The sequence below is a fragment of the Croceitalea marina genome, assembly GCF_042684265.1.
GTDB lineage: Bacteria > Bacteroidota > Bacteroidia > Flavobacteriales > Flavobacteriaceae > Croceitalea > Croceitalea marina.
Genome location: NZ_JBHULB010000014.1, coordinates 95,545 through 117,946, shown reverse-complemented (window position 1 = coordinate 117,946; position 22,402 = coordinate 95,545). Strand labels below are relative to the sequence as shown.

Genomic DNA, 22,402 nt, shown 5'->3' with positions numbered 1-22,402 from the left:
TAAAAATGAAAAAAATCACCTTCTTATTGGCAGTGCTAGTTTTGGCCGCCTGTGAAACCGAAAAAAAAAGAGATCCTATCGTTGTGAATTATCCTACCACCCAAAAAGTTGATACCGTAGACACCTATTTTGGAACTGAAGTAAAAGACCCTTATCGCTGGTTGGAAGACGACCGTAGTAAAGAGACTGAAGCATGGGTAAAAACTCAAAACAAAACCACTTTTGGCTACCTGGATAGTATTCCGTTTAGAGAAGATTTAAAAAATAGATTGGAAAAACTATGGAACTATGAAAAGTTGGGTTCTCCATTCAAAGAAGGCGAATACACCTATTTCTATAAAAATAACGGACTGCAAAATCAATATGTGGTCTATCGCAAACAAGGTGATGGTGCCGAAGAAGTGTTTCTTGATCCGAATACCTTTTCTGAAGACGGAACTACCTCACTGGCAGGCCTTAGCTTTACCAAAGATGGTTCTCTAGCCACTTATCTTATTTCTGAAGGCGGCAGCGATTGGAGAAAAGCGATTGTTATCGATGCGAAGACCAAGGAACAAGTAGAAGATACTTTAGTGGATATAAAGTTCAGCGGAATCTCTTGGAAAGGAAACAAAGGCTTTTACTATTCCAGCTACGATAAACCTAAAGGAAGTGAACTTTCGGCAAAAACAGACCAGCATAAATTGTATTACCATGAATTGGGTACTCCACAGGCTAATGACAAACTGATTTTTGGGGGTACCCCAGAAGAAAAACACCGCTATGTTGGTGGTTACCTTACAGAGGACCAGCGTTACTTAATAATAACAGCTTCAACCTCAACATCTGGCAATAAATTATATCTAAAAGACCTTACTACAAATGGAGATTTAATTACCATTTTAGACAATACGGATTCTGACACTTATGTGATGGAAAACGAAGGTTCTAAACTATTTATGGTCACCAATATGGATGCGCCAAATAAAAAGATTGTTGTTACCGATGCTTCTAACCCTACACCTGACAATTGGACAGATTTTATTCCAGAAACTGAAAACGTATTAACTGCCGGTTCCGGTGGTGGATACTTCTTTACAGAATATATGGTTGATGCTATTTCTAAAGTGCTACAATATGATTTTGATGGAAAACTGGTGCGTGAAGTTAAACTTCCCGGTGTTGGTAGTGCCGGCGGATTTGGAGGAAAGAAAGAAGACAAAGAATTCTACTTTTCTTTTACCAATTACAATACTCCAGGCTCATCCTACAAATACAATGTGGAAACGGGCGAATACGCACAATATTGGAAACCAGAAATTGATTTTAATCCAGCAGATTATGAATCTACTCAGGTTTTCTATGAATCTAAAGACGGTACAAAAGTACCTATGATTATTACCCATAAAAAAGGTGTTGAGCTTAACGGCAAGAATCCTACAATCCTTTATGGTTATGGAGGTTTTAATATTAGTCTTACTCCTTCTTTTAGTATTGTAAATGCTGTATGGATGGAACAAGGTGGTGTTTATGCTGTACCTAACCTAAGAGGTGGTGGTGAATATGGTAAAAAATGGCATGATGCAGGCACTAAAACGCAGAAACAAAATGTTTTTGATGACTTTATAGCTGCTGCAGAATACTTAATTGCAAATAAATACACGTCAAAAGAATATTTGGCCATTAGAGGTGGTTCTAACGGTGGGCTTTTAGTTGGTGCAACCATGACGCAACGTCCAGATTTAATGCAGGTAGCTTTACCAGCTGTTGGAGTTTTAGACATGCTCCGCTACCATACTTTTACTGCAGGTGCAGGTTGGGCTTATGATTATGGAACAGCAGAAGAAAGTCAAGAAATGTTTGAATACCTAAAAGGTTACTCACCAGTACATAACGTGCAAGAAGGGGTAGAATACCCTGCCACTTTAGTAACTACTGGCGATCATGATGACCGAGTTGTGCCGGCACATAGTTTCAAGTTTGCAGCGGAACTTCAAGAAAAGCAAGCGGGTAACAATCCTACACTAATCCGTATTGAAACTAATGCAGGTCATGGTGCTGGAACTCCTGTAAGTAAAACCATTGAGCAATATGCTGATATTTTTGGTTTTACACTATTTAACATGGGTTATGACCAATTACCCAATCAAGCGGTTTTAAAAGAATTTAAGGACTAAGTTTGTATTAAAATAATAATTGCATAAAATCCGTTTCTAAAGAAACGGATTTTTACTTTTTTAACGAGAATGCTAAGTATTAAAAACATCTCTTTTTCTTATCAAGAAAGTAAAGTTCTTGATCAAATTTCTTTTTTGCTAGAACCAGGAAGTCACCTATCCGTTATGGGAGAAAGTGGTTCTGGTAAGAGTACTTTGCTCAAAGCGATTTATGGTTTGCTAGATTTAGATTCTGGTGAAATTTTTTGGAATAAGGAGCAAGTTTTAGGGCCTAATTTTAATTTAGTTCCAGGCGAAAAGTATATGCGATATGTGGCTCAAGATTTTGATTTGATGCCTTTTACCACAGTGGCAGAAAATATTGCTGAATTCCTTTCTGTTTTTGAACAAGAAAACCATGAGGCACGAATTCAAGAACTTTTGGAAGTTATAGAACTGGTTGATTTTGCCAATGTAAAAGTTAAGAACCTAAGTGGGGGTCAAAAACAAAGGGTTGCACTAGCGCGTGCTTTAGCTCAAGAGCCAGAAATACTGCTGCTAGATGAGCCTTTTAGCAGCATTGATCAGTTTAAAAAAAATCAGCTAAGGCATAGTCTTTTTCCATACCTAAAAGAGAAAGGTATTACCGTCTTAAATGCTACTCACGACCCAAATGACGTACTTTCTTTTGCAGATAACGTTCTTGTTCTAAAAGATGGCAAAATGATAGCTCATGATGCTATTCAGCAATTGTATCAAAAACCAAAGCAGAAATATATTGCCTCACTTTTTGGGCAGGTAAACGAACTTCCTATTTCTTTATTAAAAGAGTATAGCGAGATGGATGCTTCTATACTTATTTATCCTCACGAATTTGAAATTTCCAAAGACGCTGGTTTTGAGGTTTACGTTGTAAACAATCATTTTAAGGGCGGGTATTATGTAATCGAAGGGGTAGCCGAAAATAGTCAAACCGTATTTTTTACCAACCCCAACGCACTTAAAATACACGCTAGAGTATATCTTAATGTTTCACTCCAATTGGTGAACCGAAGAATAAGCATTAAAAAGTAGCGTTTTTCATCGAAAACACCTTCGAATACATACTTCTGGCTTCCCCTTTTTCGTTCCTTTTTTAGAACCCAAAAACTATGGAAATGAAAAAGCCTATTTATCTTTTGTTACTCTGTTTGTCTATAAGTTTGTTTTCTTGTTCTGATGACAACGCTCTTTTGGAAGAAGTTCTAACAGATACCGAAGCTGATGAAGTTGATGACACTCCTGATGATACCTCAGGAAATGATAATAATACAGACCTTATTACTCTAGAAGCCGACCCCGATATTATTGTCAATGATGGTGAAGGTAACCAAACCTGGAATGAGGATGTTACAATTAGCGCTTTAAAAATAGATCGCTCACCTGGTAAAGTCGTCTATGAAAGTCGTTTTACCGATGATGGTTTTGGAGTTGCAGGAGGAAGATGGCAGCAGATAGATTATTACTATGAATATCAAGGTGAAATCGTCAAAGCAAGTGAGCAATTGATACTTGAATTTAATTCTCCATTAAATAACGTAATACTACAGGTAGGTCAAATGGACCCGGATGAGGGAAGACAGGCAAAAGAAGGTACGACCTGCGCCGATAACGATACCAATAGAGCCGATGAATCTGGTAAATGGACTGCCTTTAACGCTATGGGACAAGAGATTGGAAACGGAATTCTATTGGATGAATACTCGATTGAAGGTAAGTTGCCAAATTCAAAAGGCTCTTACCGCTTTGAGCTTAATACCAATAATATCTCAAAAATTATAATTGAAGCTACACAGTGGGGAGGTGAAGAAAGAGGCTGCCCAACCTATAGAGCGAGTTATGCAGGGCAGGCGTTAAACGATAGTGGTAATACCGAAAACAATTCAGAATTTAATCTAATGGCCCTAAGCTATAAAAAACAATAACCTGCTTACTTATCTATCTTTGTGTAAAGTAGCGTTTTGCAAAAAGAAATTATTTTAAAGGAGTTGAAATTCAAGGCTATTCGAAGCAGTGGTGCTGGTGGTCAGCATGTAAACAAAGTTTCTTCAAAAGTCGAACTTAGTTTTGCCATTTTAGATTCAGAAGGCCTATCCAACTCGGAAAAAGAGCGTTTACTTTTAAAGCTGAATACCCGGTTGACAAAGGAAAACCTTTTAATTCTACAATGTGACGAGGCTAAAAGTCAGCATAAAAACAAAGACCATGTGGTAAAACGGTTTTTGGATGTACTAAAAAAGGCTTTGCACATTCCTAAAAAAAGGAAGCCTACAAAACCTTCAAAATCTTCTGTTGAAAAACGGTTAAAATCTAAAAAGGCCGCTGCTTCAAAAAAATTAAATCGAAAAAAGCCAAATCTAGATTAGTTGATTTACATTCCCTGACCCATATCAGGTAATTGGTAATGATACGTAGCCCTGGTAATCTGATCGTTTTCTACTTGATATACGCATAGCTCATCCATTTGCTGCCTACCCCTGTCCTTAAAAGTTGCATCCATAGACATCGGAACCACAAAATGATTACCTGCGACCATTGGCTCACCTACAGAACCGCCGTGCATTTCTTCGATACTCTCTTCCCATTGCTGAAACCCTTTTAAAATATTTGCCTTACCCTTGGTTATATTGTTAGGTACCCCGGGCATTTCTTCGCTTACGGCATTATCGGCATACATTCCGTATGCCTCATCATATTTTCCTTCTTTACATAGGTTTACAAACTTGTCCGCTACTTCTTTAGTTGTCATGCTTATTTATTTTTTGGTTAACCTCTTAAAGATAGTGAACAACAGCAAATAAAATTTTAAGAAATAGTTAAAAGAGGCAAGTCATTACTAATTGACTCCCAGTATTTTATGCGCTTTCCCGTTAAATTGAAAAGTAGCTCCCGCGGATTTCCCCATTAACAGTTTCCCAATTGGGGTATTGGCAGAAATGCAGAAATATGTAGCTGTGCCGCTTTCATACTTTCCAGCAGAAATAGCGATATAGTAATTGGCATTGGTAGTTTTAACCAAACTCCCTAAAATAACGGTATTGGATTGCTTTGAGGCATTAACTTTACCTAGTAAGATTGTGGTTTTCTCAGCCTCTAATAATTGTTGCCCCAATTTCTCACGTTCAAGTTGAAGCATGGCTCTGCCCGTCTCGTGTTTATCGCCAGCACTGCTTTTGGTTTCAGAGTTTAAAGAATTATTGACCTCATCAATATTGTTTCTAATTCTTTGAAGTCTGGCTAAAATGTATGCTTCACAAAACCTATAGAGCGCTTCTTTCATACAGTTTTTAAAAAGTGAGCGTAAATACAGTTTCCTTATTTAAAACAGAATATAACTTTAAACTTCCGCCGTGCATTTGCATAATCTGTTTTGATAGGCTTAGCCCAATACCTGTACCCTTTTCTTTTGTGGTGAAGAAGGGAATAAAAATATCTTCAAGTATGTCAGAAGGTATTCCAGGGCCATTGTCCCTTACCTCTATATTCTTTTTTGCTTTGGCATCAATAAAAGCACTTACCCTTACTTCCCCGTTCTGTTGGCCTTCTAAAGAGTGTATAGCATTTTTCACCAAATTTATGAGCACCTGCGTTATCTGCTTTTCATCAATAAACAATTCTAAACTTTCATCGGCCAACTCCCAAAATATTTTAGTCCCGCTATCTGCGTCAATTTCCATTAGCACCTGTACTTTTTCAAAGAGCTGCTTAACACTTACTAATTTTTTATCTGGTTTGGGTACGCTAAGTAAGCTTCTGTACGACTGTACAAACTCCATTAAATCGTTGCCTTGATTTTTGATAACCTCAAGGCCCTTTGCGGTACTGTTCAACTTGTTTTCATCTAACTGTTCAGTAGAAACTAATCCATCACGGGTCTTATAATACTTTAGAATAGATTCTGATATAGAGGTTATCGGAGTTATGGTGTTCATAATTTCGTGTGTAAGCACACGAATCAATTTTATCCAAGAATCCGTTTCTTTTTCATCTAATTCTTTATGGATATCTTGAACAACCACTAGTAATAAAGTCTGCCCGTCAAAAGTAATAGGTGTAGATTTTAAAGCAAGTTGTATTTGTTCGCGCTCGTTCATTAGCTGAAACAGTTTGCGTTCAAAAGGTTGAAAGTTTTTAAAGATATCATACAGCTTTTCATCTATTTGCGCTAACTGCTTAATATGGTTTAAAGGAGTGTAATTGAGTAATTTTTCTAAGGTTGGATTAGCAAAGAGAATATGCCCCTTTTCATTAAAAGTTAAAATGCCGATACTGGCCTGCTTCAAAATTTCTTGATAATACTGTTCCCTTACTTGAAGTTGTAGATGTACCTCTTGAATTAGACCATTTACCCTATTCAAACTTTGATTTAATTCTTTAAAAGATTTGATGGTTACTTTTTCTGGGAAACGTAAGGTGAAATCTTCATTTCTAATAGCATCAAAAAAATAAGCGATTTTACGGTTGGTGCTATTAATGAACTTAATTAAAGAGTAGGTCTGAATAACTAAAAGTATGACCAAAAACCCAAATAAGAAAAAAAGATTTTGCACAAAGGCCAAAGCCAATAAAATGGAGGTAACTGTAATAAAACCGACCCTAACGATAAGTTGAAAATAAAAATTTCTACTAGCCATTATTTATTTTCTTAAGCTTGTTATACAAGGTTTGTCGAGAGACCCCCAACTGGTCGGCAGCAGCACTATAATTACCATCATGCGCTTCTAAAGCCCTTAAAATCATCTGCTTTTCCATTTCCTCAAGAGTTTTTGGATCAGCACCAAGAGATGGGGTCGATTTATTGTTTAAAATAAAATCATCTGCCTTTAAAACATTGCCTTCACCTAAGATTACAGCACGTTCAATGGTATGCAATAGTTCTCGAACATTGCCAGGCCATTGATACTTCATTAACTTTTCTTGAGCTGCGTTGTTTATTCTCAGGCTTGGTTTATCGTACTTGTTACCAAAGCGCTTTAAATAAAAATCGGCAATAATCAATATGTCATCGTCTCGCTCTCTGAGTGCAGGCACCTCAACGGAAATGGTATTAATTCTGTACAAAAGATCTTCCCTGAAAAGTCCATCAGTAACCATTTGTTCAAGATTGCAGTTTGTAGCACAAATCAATCTAATATCAACGGGGATTGTCTTATTTGCGCCGACTCTTACTATCGCCTTATTCTGTATAGCAGATAATAGTTTCGCCTGCGCCTGTAGTGAAAGATTTCCTATTTCATCTAAAAACAACGTTCCCTTATGAGCCGCCTCGAATTTTCCGATTCTATTTTCACGAGCGTCTGTAAAGGAACCTTTCACATGGCCAAAAAGTTCGCTCTCTAATAGATTTTCAGAAATAGAACCCATGTCAACGGCTATAAACACTTCATCTTTTCGCTTAGAAGTTTTATGAAGTTCTCTAGCGATTAATTCTTTTCCTGTTCCGTTCTCGCCTGTAATAAGAACATTAACATCAGTTTTCGCTACTTTTCTGGTAAGGTTTAAAACAGTATTTAAAGCTTTAGAATTACCTATGATATAGTTTTTATCTTCATTGATAACCTTTTTAAGACTACTTTCTTTCTTTTTTAAAAGGTGTATCTCTTGCCTTGATTTTCGCAGCTCAAATGCCGACTTTACGGTAGCCAACAACTTATCGTTGTTCCAAGGTTTTAAAATAAAATCAGAAGCGCCTTCTTTAAGGGCCTTAACTGCCAAGTCTACAGCACCGTATGCCGTCATCATAATTACTGAAGTATTCGAGGCTTTCTTTTTTATTTCTCTGAGCCAAAAAAGGCCTTCATTTCCTGTGTTGACACCAGCCGAAAAATTCATGTCCAAAAGAATTATGTCTACCTCTTTAAGGTCTTTAGACGATATCTGATTCGGATTGGAAATGGCCTCAACAGTTTTATACTCGAACTGTAACAAGATTTCTAAAGCGCTCAACACACTTTTGTTATCATCTATCACTAAAATTTTCGCATCGACCATTCTTAAACAATAAAATATAGTACTAAAGCTACAATATGAATTTTTACTTAATTTAAAAGTGTCAATTTTTTTTACAATATCTGTATAAATATTTTACATGTGTCTTTTGGTCGAAATCGATAAAATATTGTAAGTAATTCAAAATCAACAATTTAAAATAATGGCACAACAATAGTATATAGTTTGGCATATTAATAGTTTATGAGCCTAAAAATTAAAACAACCATCCTAATCATTTGTATGATTTGCTCTAAGGCCTTAGCACAACAAAAATGGTCTTTAGACGAATGTGTTGCCTATGCCCTAGAGCATAATCTGCAAATAAAGGATTTCAAGTATAACGAACAATCCAATAAGGAAACTTATAAGCAATCTATCAGGGATCTGCTCCCAACTGTCAGTGGTTTTGCCAATTATTTTGTTAGGTACGGTAGGCAGGTAAACCCAGAGGATAACAGTATCGTGAATACCGATATTTTTTCTAACAACTACTCCGTGGACGGTTCTTTTGATGTTTTTCAAGGGTTCCAAAAAATTAATACACTAAAAGCTTCCAAGTTTTTATACAAAGCTACCAAGGAAGAGCATGTGCAGCAAAAATATTTGTTGGCCTTTAGGGTGATGTCAGCCTACTATGACATTCAATTCATCGAAGGCTTAATTTCAATTTCAGAAGAACAGGTGCAAATTTCGCAGACCAATTACGATTTGGTAAAAAGGCAAGTAGAGCTGGGTACTATGGCAGGGGCCGATTTGTATGAAGCCGAATCCCTTCTTTTTACCGATAAATTGGCATTGACACAAAATGAAAACCGCTTAAAAGCTGCTAAATTGACCTTAATACAGGCCATGAACCTCCAAAATGAAGATGACATTACAATCGCGCCCGAATTGAATGAGGTGAAAACGACCAACGAAGAAAATATAGTAATTTCAGATTCCATTTTCACCAAGGCCAAAGGTTTTATGCCCTCCATAAAAGCTCAAAACTACCGAGTAAAAGCGGCAAAGAAACAACTTGCAGCAACAAGAGGTGGCCTTTACCCTTCGCTGAGCTTACAAGGAGGTATCGGTACCGGATATTTTGAAACAATTACAGAGGAAATCATTACAGGCAGCGATACCATTAGAAAAACAAAACCATTTCGTGACCAATTTGAAGAAAACAGGTTTGAATATGTTGGAGCTTCCTTGAATATTCCATTATTTAACGGATGGGCAAATCGCTCTAGGGTAAAACAACAAAAAATTGCTTTGGAAAGGGCCAAGAACAACGCCAAAATCACCGAGCAAGAACTTTATCAAATCATTCAACAATTGGTGCAGGAGCATGAAGCCCTAATTACGGAAACAGCACAAACATCCAAAGCTTCCAAATCACAACAATTGGCCTTTGAGATTGCTCAAAAAAGATATGAAAAAGGTATGATTAACACCATAGAGCTAGGCCGGGCAAAAACGCTCTTTGCCACTGCAAGGAACCAGCAGTTACAGGCACAATTAAGATTGCGGGTAAATAATAGTACGCTGGATTTTTATAAGGGATTACCAGTATTTAATATTAATTAGACAGAAGTAAGATGGATATAAAAATTGAAAAGAAAAAAGGATTAAAACCAAAACACTTTGGCTACATAGCGTTAGGGTTACTATTGCTATTTGTTGGCTATCAATTGCTTTCTCCGTCAGTTTCTACTTTTAGAACCGAGAAAGACAAACTTTCCATTGCCCAAGTATCACAAGGGAAATTTGATGACTACATCACTATTAATGGAAATGTTGCCCCAATCGCTACTATTTATATGGATGCCTATGAAGGCGGAAGGGTTACCGAAAAATTGATAGAAGAAGGAGCTACAGTGAAGAAAGGTGATATCATACTTAAACTTGAAAACATCAATCTCTATGAACAAATATTGAATAGCGAAAGTAATTTGGCCTTAAAACAGAACGACCTAAGGTCCACGCGATTAAATTTTGACTCACGCCAAGTCGAAGGCCGCAGGTCGTTGGCTACTGCCAGTACAGACTTGCAACGTTTAAAACGAAATTATGAGCAAAATGAAGCCCTTTTTAAAGAAGAGTTGGTTTCCAAAGAAGTATACCTGCAAGCAAAGGAAAACTACGAACTATCGAAAAAGCAATATGAAATCGTAAAATCTCAAACAGAAACTGATGATGATTTAAGAAAAACTTCACTTACAGGATTGGATGCAGATTTATCTAGAATGCAAAAAACCTTAGGTATGGTCTATCAAAGATTAGATCATTTAAATGTTCGAGCACCGGCAGATGGCCAGCTTGGCTTTTTAGATGCAGAAATAGGGCAAAATATTACACAAGGCCAGCGTATCGGGCAAGTAAATGTTCTGACCGATTATAAGATAGAAGCTGACATTGACGAGCATTATATCGATAGGGTAAAACGTGATTTAGTGGCGGTTTTAGAACGTAATGGCACTGAATACCCCCTACGACTACGAAAAGTATATCCAGAAGTTCGTAATGGAAGATTTAGGGTTGATTTGGTTTTTACCGAAGACAAGCCAGAAACTATTCGTACCGGTCAGAGCTATAACATAAAATTACAATTAGGAGAATCTAACGATGCCTTGTTATTGCCCAAAGGAAGCTTCTTTCAAAGTACTGGAGGACAATGGATTTTTGTTGTAGCTCCTGGTAGTAATGAAGCAATAAAAAGACCTATTAGAATTGGAAAACAAAATTCTAGATACTACGAAGTTTTAGAAGGTTTAGATGCCGGTGAAGAAGTGATTACCAGTAACTATGATAGCTTCGGGGAAGCAGAAAGAATTGTACTAAAATAATAAAAGAGCTGTCACATCAAGGGAAATCTTGATGTCATTATACTAATCGAAACAATTGAACAAAATGATAACAATCCAAAATTTAAAGAAGAGTTTTAGAACTGAGGAAGTAGAAACTTTAGCACTGAACAATGTGAACCTTAAGGTAGAAGATGGTGAGTTTGTGGCTATCATGGGCCCATCAGGATGTGGAAAATCCACCTTATTAAATATTATCGGAATGTTGGACAACCCAACGGAGGGGAGCTACAATTTTGCAGGTAATGAAGTCGGTGGTTTAAAAGAAAGTCAACGCACACAACTAAGAAAAGGAAATTTAGGCTTTGTCTTTCAGAGCTTTAACCTCATCGATGAATTAACGGTCTATGAAAATGTAGAATTGCCGCTTATTTATCTAAAAATGGGTAAAGCGGAGCGTAAAGAGAAAGTAATGAAGGTTTTGGAGCGTATGAAAATCGCGCACAGAGAAAAGCACTTTCCACAGCAGTTATCTGGAGGTCAACAACAACGTGTGGCCATCTCAAGAGCAGTGGTTACGAATCCGAAACTGATATTAGCGGATGAGCCAACAGGAAACTTAGACTCTAAAAACGGTATCGAAGTTATGAATCTGTTGACCGAGCTTAATCAAGAAGGAACAACAATCGTAATGGTAACCCACTCAGACAGAGATTCGCACTACGCCCATAGAGTAGTAAATCTATTCGATGGCCAAATCGTAACGGAAAGTCAAAATAGAGCTATTGGAGCAATGATATAGGAGTTTATTCATCAATCAAAACAATCATCAATCAAAATTATTTCCGCTATGTTCAAGAACTATATAAAAATTGCTTTTAGAAACCTTTGGAGACGAAGAGGGTTGTCTGCAATTAACATAACCGGGCTTGCCGTAGGTTTAAGTGCGACCTTTCTTATTGTATTATATATCAGTTTTGAACTTAGTTATGATTCTTTTCATTCTAAAAAGGCAAATATCTATCGTTTAATCGCTGATGTTGAAGTGCCTAATGATGTCTTAGAAATTGATAGACCCGCACTTGCAGTTCCCTCTCACTTAAAAGAAGACTTCGAAGAGATAGAAGATGCTGTTCGAATTATGGGTCTTTCTTTAGCTGTAAGAAATGGAGATTTGAAATTCAAAGAAGAAGATGCCGTGGCTGTAGATGCCTCATTCTTTGATATGTTCGATTACAATTTATTACAAGGAGACAAAGCAACTGTTCTAAAAGAACCTTATTCTGTAATATTAACACCTGAAGCATCAAAACGATATTTTGGAAGCGAAAATAGCATTGGAAAAACCTTAAAAATTCAAAATGAAGATATAAGCGATTTAACATTTACAGTAACCGGTATTATGGAGCAAGCTCCACAAAATTCACGGTTTCGACCCGAATTGCTCATTTCTTTTTCAACCTATTTTAATGGTGTAATGCCTGATATCAATAACATGTGGGGCACCTATGACCCTGAGGCATTTGTGCTTTTAAATCCGAATGTTGATGTTTTGGAATTACAGTCAAAATTTCCGGCTTTTTTAGAAAAATATACGGGTGATCAAATGCGTCAAGATAAATCATTGGTGACCCTAAAAATGGAGCCCTTCACAGATGTGTATTTACATTCTAATCGTAATCAGGGTGTGAGTGGCGATATAAATTCAATCTATATTTTTTCAATAATTGCACTGTTCATCCTACTGATTGCTTGTATCAACTTTGTGAATTTAACTACAGCCCGTTCTGTAGAACGGGCAAAAGAAGTCGGTGTCAGAAAGGTGATCGGTGCTGAAAAAAACCAACTATCCAAACAGTTCATAGGTGAGTCCATAATCATTGTTCTACTTGCTTTTGTTTTATCAGTTTTTCTTTCAGGACTTGCCCTACCTGCTTTTAAAGAATTGATAGGAAAAGAAATTAGTTCAGGTATTTTATCAAATCCCAGTTACTTACTCATTCTATTTATAACTTCGTTATTGATAGGGGTGCTAGCCGGAATTTATCCTGCGTTTGTGCTTTCTTCTTTTAAACCTGTAAACGTTTTAAAAGGTAACTTCTCAACAGGTTCTAGCGGTATTCTTTTACGAAAAGGCTTGGTCATTGCGCAGTTCACTATTTCTATTACTCTGATTATTGGTACGATAGTAATCTATAATCAAATGGGGCATATGAGCAATCAAGAGCTTGGTTTTAACAAAGATCATGTTGTTGTTTTGGAGACTGGTTATATTCCGGAAAGAAAAGCGCTTCAGCAAAAACTAAATGAAATTCCAGAAATAAAATCAACGAGTTACACTTCGAGTGTTCCTGGTGTCAATAATAATATCGCCTATTCACTTATTGAAGATAGCACCAATGAACAATTGGCGGTTCATATAGATGCATTTTTCGTCGATTATGATTATATGGACCAATACGGATTGCAACTATTGGCAGGCAGACCATTCTCTAAAGCCTTTGCCTCCGACTCCACTGCCGCAATGATAATAAATGAACGAGCGGTAAAATTATTAGGTTATGTTTCACCTGAAGATGCGCTTGGAGCCAGTTTTTCTCAGTGGGGCAAACAAGGGGAAATAATAGGTGTGGTAAAAGACTTCCATTTTAAGTCCTTAGAAGAAAACATTAAGCCAATGAGCATGACAGTTTCAGAGGCCGGGGGCGATTTTTTATCGGTTACAATACAGTCGAATGACATGGCCAAAACAATAGCTGCTATAGAAACTGAATGGAATAAAGTAATGCCGACCAATCCCTTCAACTATTATTTCTTAGATGAGGCGTTTGACAGACAATATAGAACCCAACAACGTTTCGGAAAAATATTTGTCAATTTCGCAGTTCTGGCAATTTTCATCTCTTGTCTTGGGTTGCTAGGGCTTGCTGCTTACAGCATGTTACAGCGTCGTCGTGAAATAGGTATTCGCAAGGTACTAGGGGCTTCTGTTACCACAGTGGTCAATTTATTGTCACTTGAATTTATGAAACTAGTAGGTATCGCATTTTTAATCGCAGTACCAATTGCAGCATTTACAATGAAATCATGGTTAGACAATTTTGCATATAGAATAGATCTTCAGTGGTGGATATTTGCGCTTGCGGGACTTATAGCATCAATTATAGCTTTAGGTACCGTTGGTTTTCACGCAATTAAAGCATCATTAACAAACCCAGTAAAGAATTTAAGAACTGAATAACATCATCAATCATAAAAACAAAATCATGAAATCATCCATTAAAAATATCAGTTTCAATCTTATAGCATTTGTTTTCGTATTGTTCTCGATCAATGCGTTTTCCCAGACCAAGACAATCTCTGTCGAAGACTTTGACAAGGTAATTGTAAGTCCGCACATCTCGGTCACTTTCGTGCAAGGTTCTCAAAACAATATTAAAATACATAGCAGTACGGAGCCACTTGAAAAATTAAACGTTGAAGTCGTGGGTTCAACCCTTCGCCTTTATCTAGATGGTGCAAAGACATACACGGATAGTAAAAAGGAAAAAGGAGACAATTACAGTTACAATAAACCTATTTACAAAGGCACAGTTATTATAGCCACCGTAACCTATACCCAGTTAGAAGAACTTTCGCTAAGAGGTGCGGAAAAATTTGTTTGCGAAAGTATTATAGATCGATTTGAATTTAGACTGAAGCTGTTTGGAGAATCAGAAGTGTATTTTAATGAAGTACGTCTAGATAACCTAACCACCACAATTTACGGAGAGAGTTATCTAGAACTTAAAAAAGGAAGTATTGATAATCAAAAAATCACAGCATATGGTGAAACTAAAATCAACATGCTTGATGTTGAAACCAATAGTGCTAAAATTACAGCCTACGGAGAAGGAAGCTATCGTATCTCGGTTAAAGACAGATTGAAAGTTACTGCTTACGGTGAGGCCGTTATTGCCTACAGGGGCTCTCCGGAAGTGAAAAAAGGAATAATAATAGGTGAAGCAACCATCCAAAAAATATAGGCCATGTTCAAAAACTATTTAAAAATTGCTTGGAGGAACTTACTGAAAAATAAGGGGTACAGTGCATTGAACATTTTTGGTCTGGCCATTGGAATTACATGTGCTTGCCTAATTTTGCTTTGGGTTGAGGATGAGGTGAATTATGATAGTGTTTTTCCAAAACGGGATTTGGTCTATTACGTGCCCACCAACCAAACTTTTGAAGGGGAAGTATATACTTATAACGTTACCCCTGGGCCCCTTGCCAAAGATTTAAAAGAAGAAGTGCCTGGAATTGCAAAATCTGCCGCAACATTTGGGGAGAAGATGTTGCTCACAAACGGGGAAACAGGAATCAATAGATTTGGAAGGTACGTGCAACCTGATTTTTTAGAAATCTTTAGTTTAAATTTTTTGGAGGGAGAATTGAAGACGGCCCTTTCTAGACCGGACGGAATTGTGTTGACACAGAAAACCGCAATAGCGCTTTTCGGCACCGATAAAAACGTCTTGAATAAAGTAGTACAATTGAATAGTGAGTTTTCCTTTACCGTAACAGGTATAATACAAGATTTGCCAAGTACCATTACCTATAAATTTGATTGGCTTATACCCTTTCAGCGTTTCCAATTGGGACAAGAAAATATGGCTTGGGCTGAACAATATGGTGGAAATTTTGCTGATACTTTCGTAGAACTTACTCCAAATTCCGACTTTAAAACAGTAGATAGCAAGGTCAGGAAAATGATAGCTTCCAAAATAGAATATGCTACGGAAGTTCCAAATGAGGCGTTTTTACATTCCATTAAGGATTGGCATCTACGTTCCGAGTTTGAAGAAGGAAAAATTGTTGGAGGCAGGGTTACTTTGGTAAGGTCGCTGACCTTCATCGCTTTGATTATTCTTTTGATTGCCTGTATCAATTTTATGAACCTATCTACGGCGAGAAGTGGTAAGCGGGCCAATGAAGTTGGTGTGCGAAAAGTATTGGGATCTAGTAAAAAAAGATTGATAGGCCAATTTATGACAGAAGCCATTATTCTGGCAAGTATCGCCGCCCTGCTGAGTATTGTTTTAGTAATGGTTTTACTGCCATCATTCAATAGCTTAGTAGATAAGCAGATTGAATTTAGGCTGTCTAGTCCTATGCATCTATTTTCCCTATTGAGCATTACGCTTATATGTGGGCTACTAGCTGGCTGGTATCCCGCTCTGTATTTATCTTCTTTCCGCCCGGCAAAAGTCCTTAAGGGCGCAGGTTATAGCGAAGGAAACGCTAACGTGATAAGAAAAGGTCTTGTGGTTGCCCAGTTTTCCGTTTCTATAGTTTTTATTGTCTGCAGCACTATAATCTATCAACAAATACAACATGTAAGCACTAGGGATGTAGGTTATAGCAAAGAAACATTACTAAATCTACCCGTAAGCGGGAATATGATTGAGAAATTTGAACCTATTAAAGAGGAAATGATAGCATCAGGTCTAATACATAATGTGGCGCTGACCAATGCAAACATGCTCACAGGAGGTTTTAATGGGCAAGGATACCGATGGCAAGGGGGGCAGAATTCCGAGAATGTATTGGTGAGATATAGGTTTGTAAGTCCAAACTTTTTTAGTACTGTAGGATTAAATTTACTTGAAGGTCGTAGCTTCAACAACAATGCTATGATAGACAGTACCAATGTTATAATAACCCAATCTTTTGCTAAATTGATGGGAGAAGATAGTGCTATCGGAAAAACTATTACGGACGAGAATATCAACTATAATGTAGTAGGTATAGTAAATGATTATGTCTATGGGGACGTATACGGTAATAACAATACAGGACCGGTTATTTTTTATAGTTATTCTGACAATGCGAACACCATGTATATAAACATAAAACCCAAATCATCCAAAACGGATGCACTTGCGGCTATCGAGAATGTTTTGAAAAAATACAATCCTGGATTCCCGTTTGAGTATCGGTTTGAAGATGACCTCTTCAATGCTAGGTTTAGAAACGAAGAATTGGTAGGCGAGTTAGCAAAAATATTTGCAGTACTTGCCATCATTATCTCATGTTTAGGTTTGTTTGGTCTGGCAGCTTACACAGCGGAACAACGAAAAAAAGAAATAGGAGTACGTAAAGTATTGGGTTCAAGCGTTTCGGGCATCGTTAAGTTGCTTTCTAAAGATTTTATGGGTCTAGTAGTGATTGCCTTGCTCATTGCAATTCCTTTATCATGGTGGTTCATGAGATCATGGCTAGAAAGCTTTGCTTATAAAATTACGATGAGTCCTTGGGTGTTTTTAGCAGCAGGAATAGTAGCTATAGGTATCGCATTATTAACGGTAAGCTTTCAAGCTATTAAAGCAGCTGTAGCCAATCCGGTAAAAAGTCTTAGAACGGAATAAAATCAATCAAAAAACGAAATCATCATGTTCAAGAATTATTTGAAAATAGCTTGGAGGAACCTATTAAAAAACAAAGGGTATACTGTCATTAATATCGGAGGCTTGGCCTTAGGTATGGCTGTGACTCTTATCATTGGTCTTTGGATATATGATGAGTTAGCTCATAACAGTTATTTCAAAAACAAAGAAAAGATTGCGCAGGTATGGCAGTCACAAACTTTTAACGGTAACGTAGGTACCGGTCCTGCCATACCACTTCCTCTTGAGCCTGCATTACGTGACGGCTATAGTGACAACTTTAAATATTTAATGATGGCTTCTTGGACGCAGGATAGCTATATCAAATACAAGGAAAATAGCATTTCTCGTCCTGGCAATTATATGCAGCCAATGGCTCCTGAGTTTCTTAATCTTGAAATTATAAAGGGCGAAAAAAATGGGCTTAGAGAAATAAATTCTATCATGCTTTCAGCTTCTACCGCAGATGCGCTTTTTGGAAAAGAGGACCCTATCGGAAAAATTGTTAAGATTAGCAATCAGTATGATTTAAACGTAACTGCAGTCTACAAGAATATTCCTTTCAATAACTCTTTCAATGATACCGATTATATTATTCCTTGGGATAACTATGTAGCCAATCGCGAATGGATTAAGAACTCTCTGGAGAATTGGGGTAATAACTCTTTTCAGCTTTTTGTACAACTGGCAGATAATGCCAATATGGAAAATGTGTCCAACACAATTAGAAACGTAAAAAAAGACTTAAACGAAGATACAGCAGAGTTTAACCCTCAAATCTTTTTGCTCCCTATGGAGGATTGGTATCTACGTTCAAATTTTGAGCAAGGAAAACAAGTAGGGGGTCGTATTAAATACGTTTGGCTTTTTGGAATTATCGGCGCATTTGTATTGCTCTTGGCATGTATCAATTTTATGAATCTAAGTACTGCCCGATCAGAAAAACGAGCTAAAGAAGTAGGAATACGCAAATCCATTGGCTCACAAAAAGGACAATTGATTTATCAATTTTTGAGTGAATCTTTTTTGGTCGTACTCTTTGCCTTTTTTGTTGCTTTGTTGATTGTTTTACTATCACTAAATGGATTTAATGAGCTGGCTAGAAAAGAAATTGCATTTCCTTGGAGTAGTATAAATTTCTGGATTATATCACTACTATTTATCCTATTTACTTCCTTGTTAGCAGGAAGTTATCCTGCACTTTATCTTTCCTCATTCAAACCCGTGGATGTGTTAAAAGGGACTTTTAAATCTGGAAAATATGCTGGTTTGCCAAGAAAGATTTTGGTAGTGCTTCAATTCACAGTTTCTGTAGCTTTTATTATTGGAACCGTAATTGTTATGCAGCAGATTAACCATGCTAAAAATCGCCCAATTGGATATGATAGAGAGGGATTAATCCAAATTCCAACATGGTCAGCAGATTTTGAAGGAAAAACAGATTTAATGCGTGAACAATTTATAAGCTCTGGTGCAGCAATCGCAATGGCAACATCAAGTAGTCCTACAACACAAATATGGTCTAATAGAAGTGGGTATACCTGGGAGGGCAAACCCGATGGTTTTCAGGAAGATTTTGCTTGGACCGAAATATCTCCAGAATACGCCAGTACATTAGATTTAAAAATAACTCAAGGAAGAGATTTTTCTAAGGATATGGCTTCTGATTCATTGGGAATTTTAATTAATGAGACCGCCGTCAAATATATGGGAGTTGAAAATCCCGTTGGCATGGTAATCAGAGATACCGATGAAGAAGACCCAGGGCCTTCAAGAAAAATTATTGGCGTAGTTGAAGATATCATAGCCCAATCTCCGTATGAAGCGGTAAAGCAAGCTTGGTACGTATACGACCGTCATGATAATTTTAGCTACTACACCCTAAGGTTGAATCCGAAGCAAAGTGCAGCCAAAAGCATTGCGACCATAGAACGGATATTCAAAGATAATTTTCCCGCGATTCCATTTCAATATGATTTTGTAGACGATAAATATGCTGAAAAATTTGCAGCGGAGCAGCGCGTAGGCACGCTTTCAGGCATTTTTACGGCCTTGGCCATCTTAATCAGTTGTTTAGGGTTATTTGGCCTTACATCTTTTGTAGCAGAGCAGCGTACAAAAGAAATTGGGGTTCGCAAAGTATTGGGGGCTTCTGTATTCAATGTTTGGAATATGCTCTCTAAAGATTTTTTAAAGTTGGTGGTGATATCCTGTTTTATAGCAGTGCCAATTGCCTACTATATTATGAATGGTTGGCTACAAGAATACCCGTACCGAGTAATCTTAAAATGGTGGATTTTTGCATTGGCCATGTTGGGAGCTATGGGGGTGACTGTGTTAACGGTAAGTTTTCAGGCAATTAGAGCTGCCAAACAAAACCCGGTAAAAAGTTTACGGACGGAGTAATAATACTAAGTCTTGTTCTAAATGCTTTAGAACAAGACAATTAGGTTTAGTAAGGTGTAAATATGTTGTACATAAACTGTAAAAAAAATTTACACACTAACACAATGGTTTATTTTTATATAATTGATTATCAATTATTTATGTGCTTGGCATGGTAATCGATTTTAATTCGTAAGTCAATCATAAAACGAATCGGTCATGTTTAAAAATTATCTAAAAGTAGCCTGGCGAAACAATAGAAAGAATAGAGTAATGTTCGCTATCAATATTATTGGTCTCACTTTAGGTATAACTTCTTGTTTGCTGATAATGCTTTTTGTTGTAGACGAATTGAACTATGACACCTTCAATGAAAAAGCGGATGAAATCGTCCGTGTTGTGCTCAAAGCTAAAATTGAAAATGAAGATATTAGGGAGGCGGTAGTAATGGCTCCGGTTGCCCAAACACTAAAGGAAGTCTTTCCAGAAGTTTTAGATGCTACACGTCTACAAAAAATTCATAATCCCAGTATCAGCTATAACAAGGTCAAATTTAACAATACGAGCCTGGCCTATGTTGATTCAAACTTTTTTGATGTTTTTACAATGCCCATTATTAAAGGTACATACAAGAACCCTTTAGACGCTCCATATGCTATTGTAGTTACCGAAGAATTAGCATTCAGGTATTTTGGAGAAGAAGACCCGATCGGTAAGTCGTTATCCTTAAACGAAGAAAGTCAGCCTTATAAAATTAGTGCGGTGATGAAAAATATTCCTAAAAACGCGCATTTTCATTTTGACGCCTTTATTTCTATGCAAGGTTTATCTGCCGCTAATAGTAATTCTTGGACTCAAGGTAATTTTCATACCTATCTAGAGCTAGAAAAGGGAGCTTCTCAAAGCGATCTAGAATCAAAATTACCAGCGGTGGTAGAAAAAAATATGGGGCCTCAACTTCAAGAAGAAATAGGTATTTCTTTCGCCGAGTTCAGCAAAGAAAACCCCATAGGTCTCTTTTTACAGCCTTTGACCAGTATTCACCTAAATTCAGAATTTACCAAAGCATCTTCTTTAGAAGAAGGCGGTGATATAAAATACGTTTACATTTTCAGTGCCATAGCACTTTTTATGCTGCTCATCGCCTGTATCAATTTTATGAATCTCTCAACGGCCTCAGCTTCTAAAAGAGCAAAGGAAATAGGCATTCGTAAAGTCTTGGGGTCACGCAGAAAGCAGCTTGCAAATCAGTTTTTAATGGAGTCTTTTTTGGCAACACTTATGGCAATGATATTTGCTGTAGTATTAGTTGCCATTGTACTACCTTATTTCAATACAATCTCAGGAAAAGAACTTGAATTATCCTATTTGGTAACCCCTAAGCTTATCTCGGCTTTATTGGTAGCCACTTTACTCATAAGTCTTTTGGCTGGTAGCTACCCCACTATTTTCCTATCCTCATTTAAACCCGTAACAGCTTTAAAAAATAAATTCTCTGGCAGTGGCAGAACAAAAGGTTTGCGCAGTGGGCTGGTAGTTTTTCAATTTGTAATATCGGCAGCATTAATATTGGGTACACTAGTGGTAAATCAACAGATGTCTTACATTCAAAACAAAAGTCTGGGTTACGATAAGAACGAAATATTGGTTCTTAGGGATGCCTATCTTCTTGGAGAAAACAAAAGAAATGCCCTTAAAAATGAATTGCTTAAAAATTCAAAAGTGGCAGGCGTTAGCGTATCGGGATTTGTTCCGGCAGGGCCTTCCAATAATTCAGTATCTCCAATCTATAAAAACGGCAAATTCATTAGAAGAAGTATGCAGTATGATATTGATGATGCATACATGAATGTAATGGGCATGACCTTGTTAGAGGGTCGAAATTTTTCAGATGATTTTGGCTTTGAACAAGACAAGATCATCATAAACGAAAGTGCCGTAAAAGCATTCGGTCTTGGGGAAAATCCATTAGGAAAAAGTTTTGAAAGAGCAACTGACAACGGAAACGAAACAGTGACTGTAATTGGAATAGTAAAAGATTTTCACCATGAATCACTTCATAAAACCATAGAACCCTTAATTATGAACTATGGTTCTGCCGGGGGTCTTGTTGTGCGAGCAAAAACAGCAAATATGAAAGCCCTTATTGCAGACGCACAACAATTGTGGAATGGTTTCAACACAGATGAAGTTTTTAGTTACGCCCTTTTAGATGAGTCTTATAGATACACCTATGTTGCTGAGCAAAAAATGGGAACTGTGCTCAACATTTTTGCAATACTTACCATTTTAGTGGCCTGTATGGGTCTATTTGGTCTTGTAACTTTTACTGCCGAACAACGCTTTAAAGAGATAGGTATACGAAAAGTTTTAGGTTCTTCGGTTTATCAAATTGTTACAATGCTTTCCAAAGATTTTTTAAAACTTATAGGACTTTCATTTTTAGTGGCATTTCCATTGGGGTATTATTTGATGAATACCTGGCTTGAAAATTTCGCATATCATATAACAATAAAGTGGTGGTTTTTTGCTTTGGCCGGCATCTTTACCGTATTGATAGCCTTGACTACCATTAGTTATACGTCATTACATGCCGCTTTACAGAACCCTATCAAAAGCTTAAGAACAGAATAAAAAACAC

16 protein-coding genes are annotated in these 22,402 nt (G+C 37.1%); 12 read left to right on the top strand and 4 right to left on the bottom strand.

Annotated elements, in window-relative coordinates; genetic code table 11:
• Window positions 1–5: 5 nt before the first annotated feature.
• From ACFSQJ_RS11220 to arfB, 4 genes are all read left to right on the top strand, one after another.
• A complete protein-coding gene (locus tag ACFSQJ_RS11220; RefSeq protein WP_377767041.1) occupies window positions 6–2,156 on the top strand; it encodes a prolyl oligopeptidase family serine peptidase in 2,151 nt (716 codons plus the stop codon).
• Window positions 2,157–2,225: 69 nt separating this feature from the next.
• Window positions 2,226–3,209, top strand: a complete 984-nt coding sequence (locus ACFSQJ_RS11215) for an ABC transporter ATP-binding protein (protein ID WP_377767040.1) — start codon at window positions 2,226–2,228, stop codon at window positions 3,207–3,209.
• Between the two features lie 83 nt (window positions 3,210–3,292).
• A complete protein-coding gene (locus ACFSQJ_RS11210; protein WP_377767039.1) occupies window positions 3,293–4,099 on the top strand; it encodes a hypothetical protein in 807 nt (268 codons plus the stop codon).
• Between the two features lie 36 nt (window positions 4,100–4,135).
• Entirely contained in the window at window positions 4,136–4,540 is a 405-nt protein-coding gene (gene arfB / locus ACFSQJ_RS11205; protein WP_377767038.1) for an alternative ribosome rescue aminoacyl-tRNA hydrolase ArfB, read from the top strand.
• Window positions 4,541–4,545: 5 nt separating this feature from the next.
• Here the strand turns inward: arfB and ACFSQJ_RS11200 are convergent, their stop codons facing one another.
• The 4 genes from ACFSQJ_RS11200 to ACFSQJ_RS11185 form a co-directional block, all read right to left on the bottom strand.
• Entirely contained in the window at window positions 4,546–4,923 is a 378-nt protein-coding gene (locus tag ACFSQJ_RS11200; protein WP_377767037.1) for a SnoaL-like domain-containing protein, read from the bottom strand.
• Between the two features lie 87 nt (window positions 4,924–5,010).
• Window positions 5,011–5,454 carry a 3-oxoacyl-ACP synthase gene (locus tag ACFSQJ_RS11195; RefSeq protein ID WP_377767036.1) on the bottom strand — a complete coding sequence of 148 codons (444 nt, stop codon included), beginning with the start codon at window positions 5,452–5,454 and terminating at the stop codon, window positions 5,011–5,013.
• 7 nt (window positions 5,455–5,461) lie between these two features.
• On the bottom strand, window positions 5,462–6,808 hold the full coding sequence (locus tag ACFSQJ_RS11190; RefSeq protein WP_377767035.1) for a sensor histidine kinase: 1,347 nt from the start codon (window positions 6,806–6,808) through the stop codon (window positions 5,462–5,464).
• The gene (locus ACFSQJ_RS11185) at window positions 6,801–8,165 is read right to left on the bottom strand and encodes a sigma-54-dependent transcriptional regulator (protein ID WP_377767034.1); all 1,365 of its coding nucleotides are present in this window, start codon (window positions 8,163–8,165) and stop codon (window positions 6,801–6,803) included. Before ACFSQJ_RS11185 ends, ACFSQJ_RS11190 begins: the two co-directional genes overlap by 8 nt.
• A 240-nt stretch (window positions 8,166–8,405) precedes the next feature.
• Here ACFSQJ_RS11185 and ACFSQJ_RS11180 point away from each other — a divergent pair, with 240 nt between their 5' ends.
• From ACFSQJ_RS11180 to ACFSQJ_RS11145, 8 genes are all read left to right on the top strand, one after another.
• A complete protein-coding gene (locus ACFSQJ_RS11180; protein WP_377767033.1) occupies window positions 8,406–9,734 on the top strand; it encodes a TolC family protein in 1,329 nt (442 codons plus the stop codon).
• 11 nt (window positions 9,735–9,745) lie between these two features.
• Complete coding sequence (locus ACFSQJ_RS11175; protein WP_377767032.1) at window positions 9,746–10,993, top strand: efflux RND transporter periplasmic adaptor subunit; 1,248 nt, start codon at window positions 9,746–9,748, stop codon at window positions 10,991–10,993.
• Window positions 10,994–11,057: 64 nt separating this feature from the next.
• Window positions 11,058–11,753 (top strand): ABC transporter ATP-binding protein, encoded by a 696-nt coding sequence (locus ACFSQJ_RS11170; RefSeq protein WP_377767031.1) that lies wholly within the window; start codon window positions 11,058–11,060, stop codon window positions 11,751–11,753.
• A gap of 48 nt (window positions 11,754–11,801) precedes the next feature.
• Entirely contained in the window at window positions 11,802–14,192 is a 2,391-nt protein-coding gene (locus tag ACFSQJ_RS11165) for an ABC transporter permease (RefSeq protein WP_377767030.1), read from the top strand.
• 25 nt (window positions 14,193–14,217) lie between these two features.
• Window positions 14,218–14,976, top strand: a complete 759-nt coding sequence (locus ACFSQJ_RS11160; protein ID WP_377767029.1) for a head GIN domain-containing protein — start codon at window positions 14,218–14,220, stop codon at window positions 14,974–14,976.
• Window positions 14,977–14,979: 3 nt separating this feature from the next.
• The gene (locus ACFSQJ_RS11155) at window positions 14,980–17,358 is read left to right on the top strand and encodes an ABC transporter permease (protein WP_377767028.1); all 2,379 of its coding nucleotides are present in this window, start codon (window positions 14,980–14,982) and stop codon (window positions 17,356–17,358) included.
• A gap of 24 nt (window positions 17,359–17,382) precedes the next feature.
• Window positions 17,383–19,782: an ABC transporter permease gene (locus ACFSQJ_RS11150; protein ID WP_377767027.1), complete on the top strand. Its 2,400-nt coding sequence runs from the start codon at window positions 17,383–17,385 to the stop codon at window positions 19,780–19,782.
• A gap of 198 nt (window positions 19,783–19,980) precedes the next feature.
• The gene (locus ACFSQJ_RS11145) at window positions 19,981–22,395 is read left to right on the top strand and encodes an ABC transporter permease (protein WP_377767026.1); all 2,415 of its coding nucleotides are present in this window, start codon (window positions 19,981–19,983) and stop codon (window positions 22,393–22,395) included.
• Window positions 22,396–22,402 lie beyond the last annotated feature (7 nt).

Excerpts from the sequence above, each read along its gene's own strand:
- ACFSQJ_RS11210 (WP_377767039.1), top strand. The coding sequence starts at position 3,293 with ATGAAAAAGCCTATTTATCTTTTGTTACTCTGTTTGTCTATAAGTTTG.
- ACFSQJ_RS11175 (WP_377767032.1), top strand. The coding sequence starts at position 9,746 with ATGGATATAAAAATTGAAAAGAAAAAAGGATTAAAACCAAAACACTTT.
- ACFSQJ_RS11145 (WP_377767026.1), top strand. The coding sequence starts at position 19,981 with ATGTTTAAAAATTATCTAAAAGTAGCCTGGCGAAACAATAGAAAGAAT.
- ACFSQJ_RS11195 (WP_377767036.1), bottom strand. The coding sequence starts at position 5,454 with ATGAAAGAAGCGCTCTATAGGTTTTGTGAAGCATACATTTTAGCCAGA.
- ACFSQJ_RS11200 (WP_377767037.1), bottom strand. The coding sequence starts at position 4,923 with ATGACAACTAAAGAAGTAGCGGACAAGTTTGTAAACCTATGTAAAGAA.
- ACFSQJ_RS11190 (WP_377767035.1), bottom strand. The coding sequence starts at position 6,808 with ATGGCTAGTAGAAATTTTTATTTTCAACTTATCGTTAGGGTCGGTTTT.
- ACFSQJ_RS11170 (WP_377767031.1), top strand. The coding sequence starts at position 11,058 with ATGATAACAATCCAAAATTTAAAGAAGAGTTTTAGAACTGAGGAAGTA.
- ACFSQJ_RS11220 (WP_377767041.1), top strand. The coding sequence starts at position 6 with ATGAAAAAAATCACCTTCTTATTGGCAGTGCTAGTTTTGGCCGCCTGT.
- ACFSQJ_RS11150 (WP_377767027.1), top strand. The coding sequence starts at position 17,383 with ATGTTCAAGAATTATTTGAAAATAGCTTGGAGGAACCTATTAAAAAAC.
- ACFSQJ_RS11215 (WP_377767040.1), top strand. The coding sequence starts at position 2,226 with ATGCTAAGTATTAAAAACATCTCTTTTTCTTATCAAGAAAGTAAAGTT.
- ACFSQJ_RS11165 (WP_377767030.1), top strand. The coding sequence starts at position 11,802 with ATGTTCAAGAACTATATAAAAATTGCTTTTAGAAACCTTTGGAGACGA.
- ACFSQJ_RS11185 (WP_377767034.1), bottom strand. The coding sequence starts at position 8,165 with ATGGTCGATGCGAAAATTTTAGTGATAGATGATAACAAAAGTGTGTTG.
- ACFSQJ_RS11180 (WP_377767033.1), top strand. The coding sequence starts at position 8,406 with ATGATTTGCTCTAAGGCCTTAGCACAACAAAAATGGTCTTTAGACGAA.
- ACFSQJ_RS11160 (WP_377767029.1), top strand. The coding sequence starts at position 14,218 with ATGAAATCATCCATTAAAAATATCAGTTTCAATCTTATAGCATTTGTT.
- ACFSQJ_RS11155 (WP_377767028.1), top strand. The coding sequence starts at position 14,980 with ATGTTCAAAAACTATTTAAAAATTGCTTGGAGGAACTTACTGAAAAAT.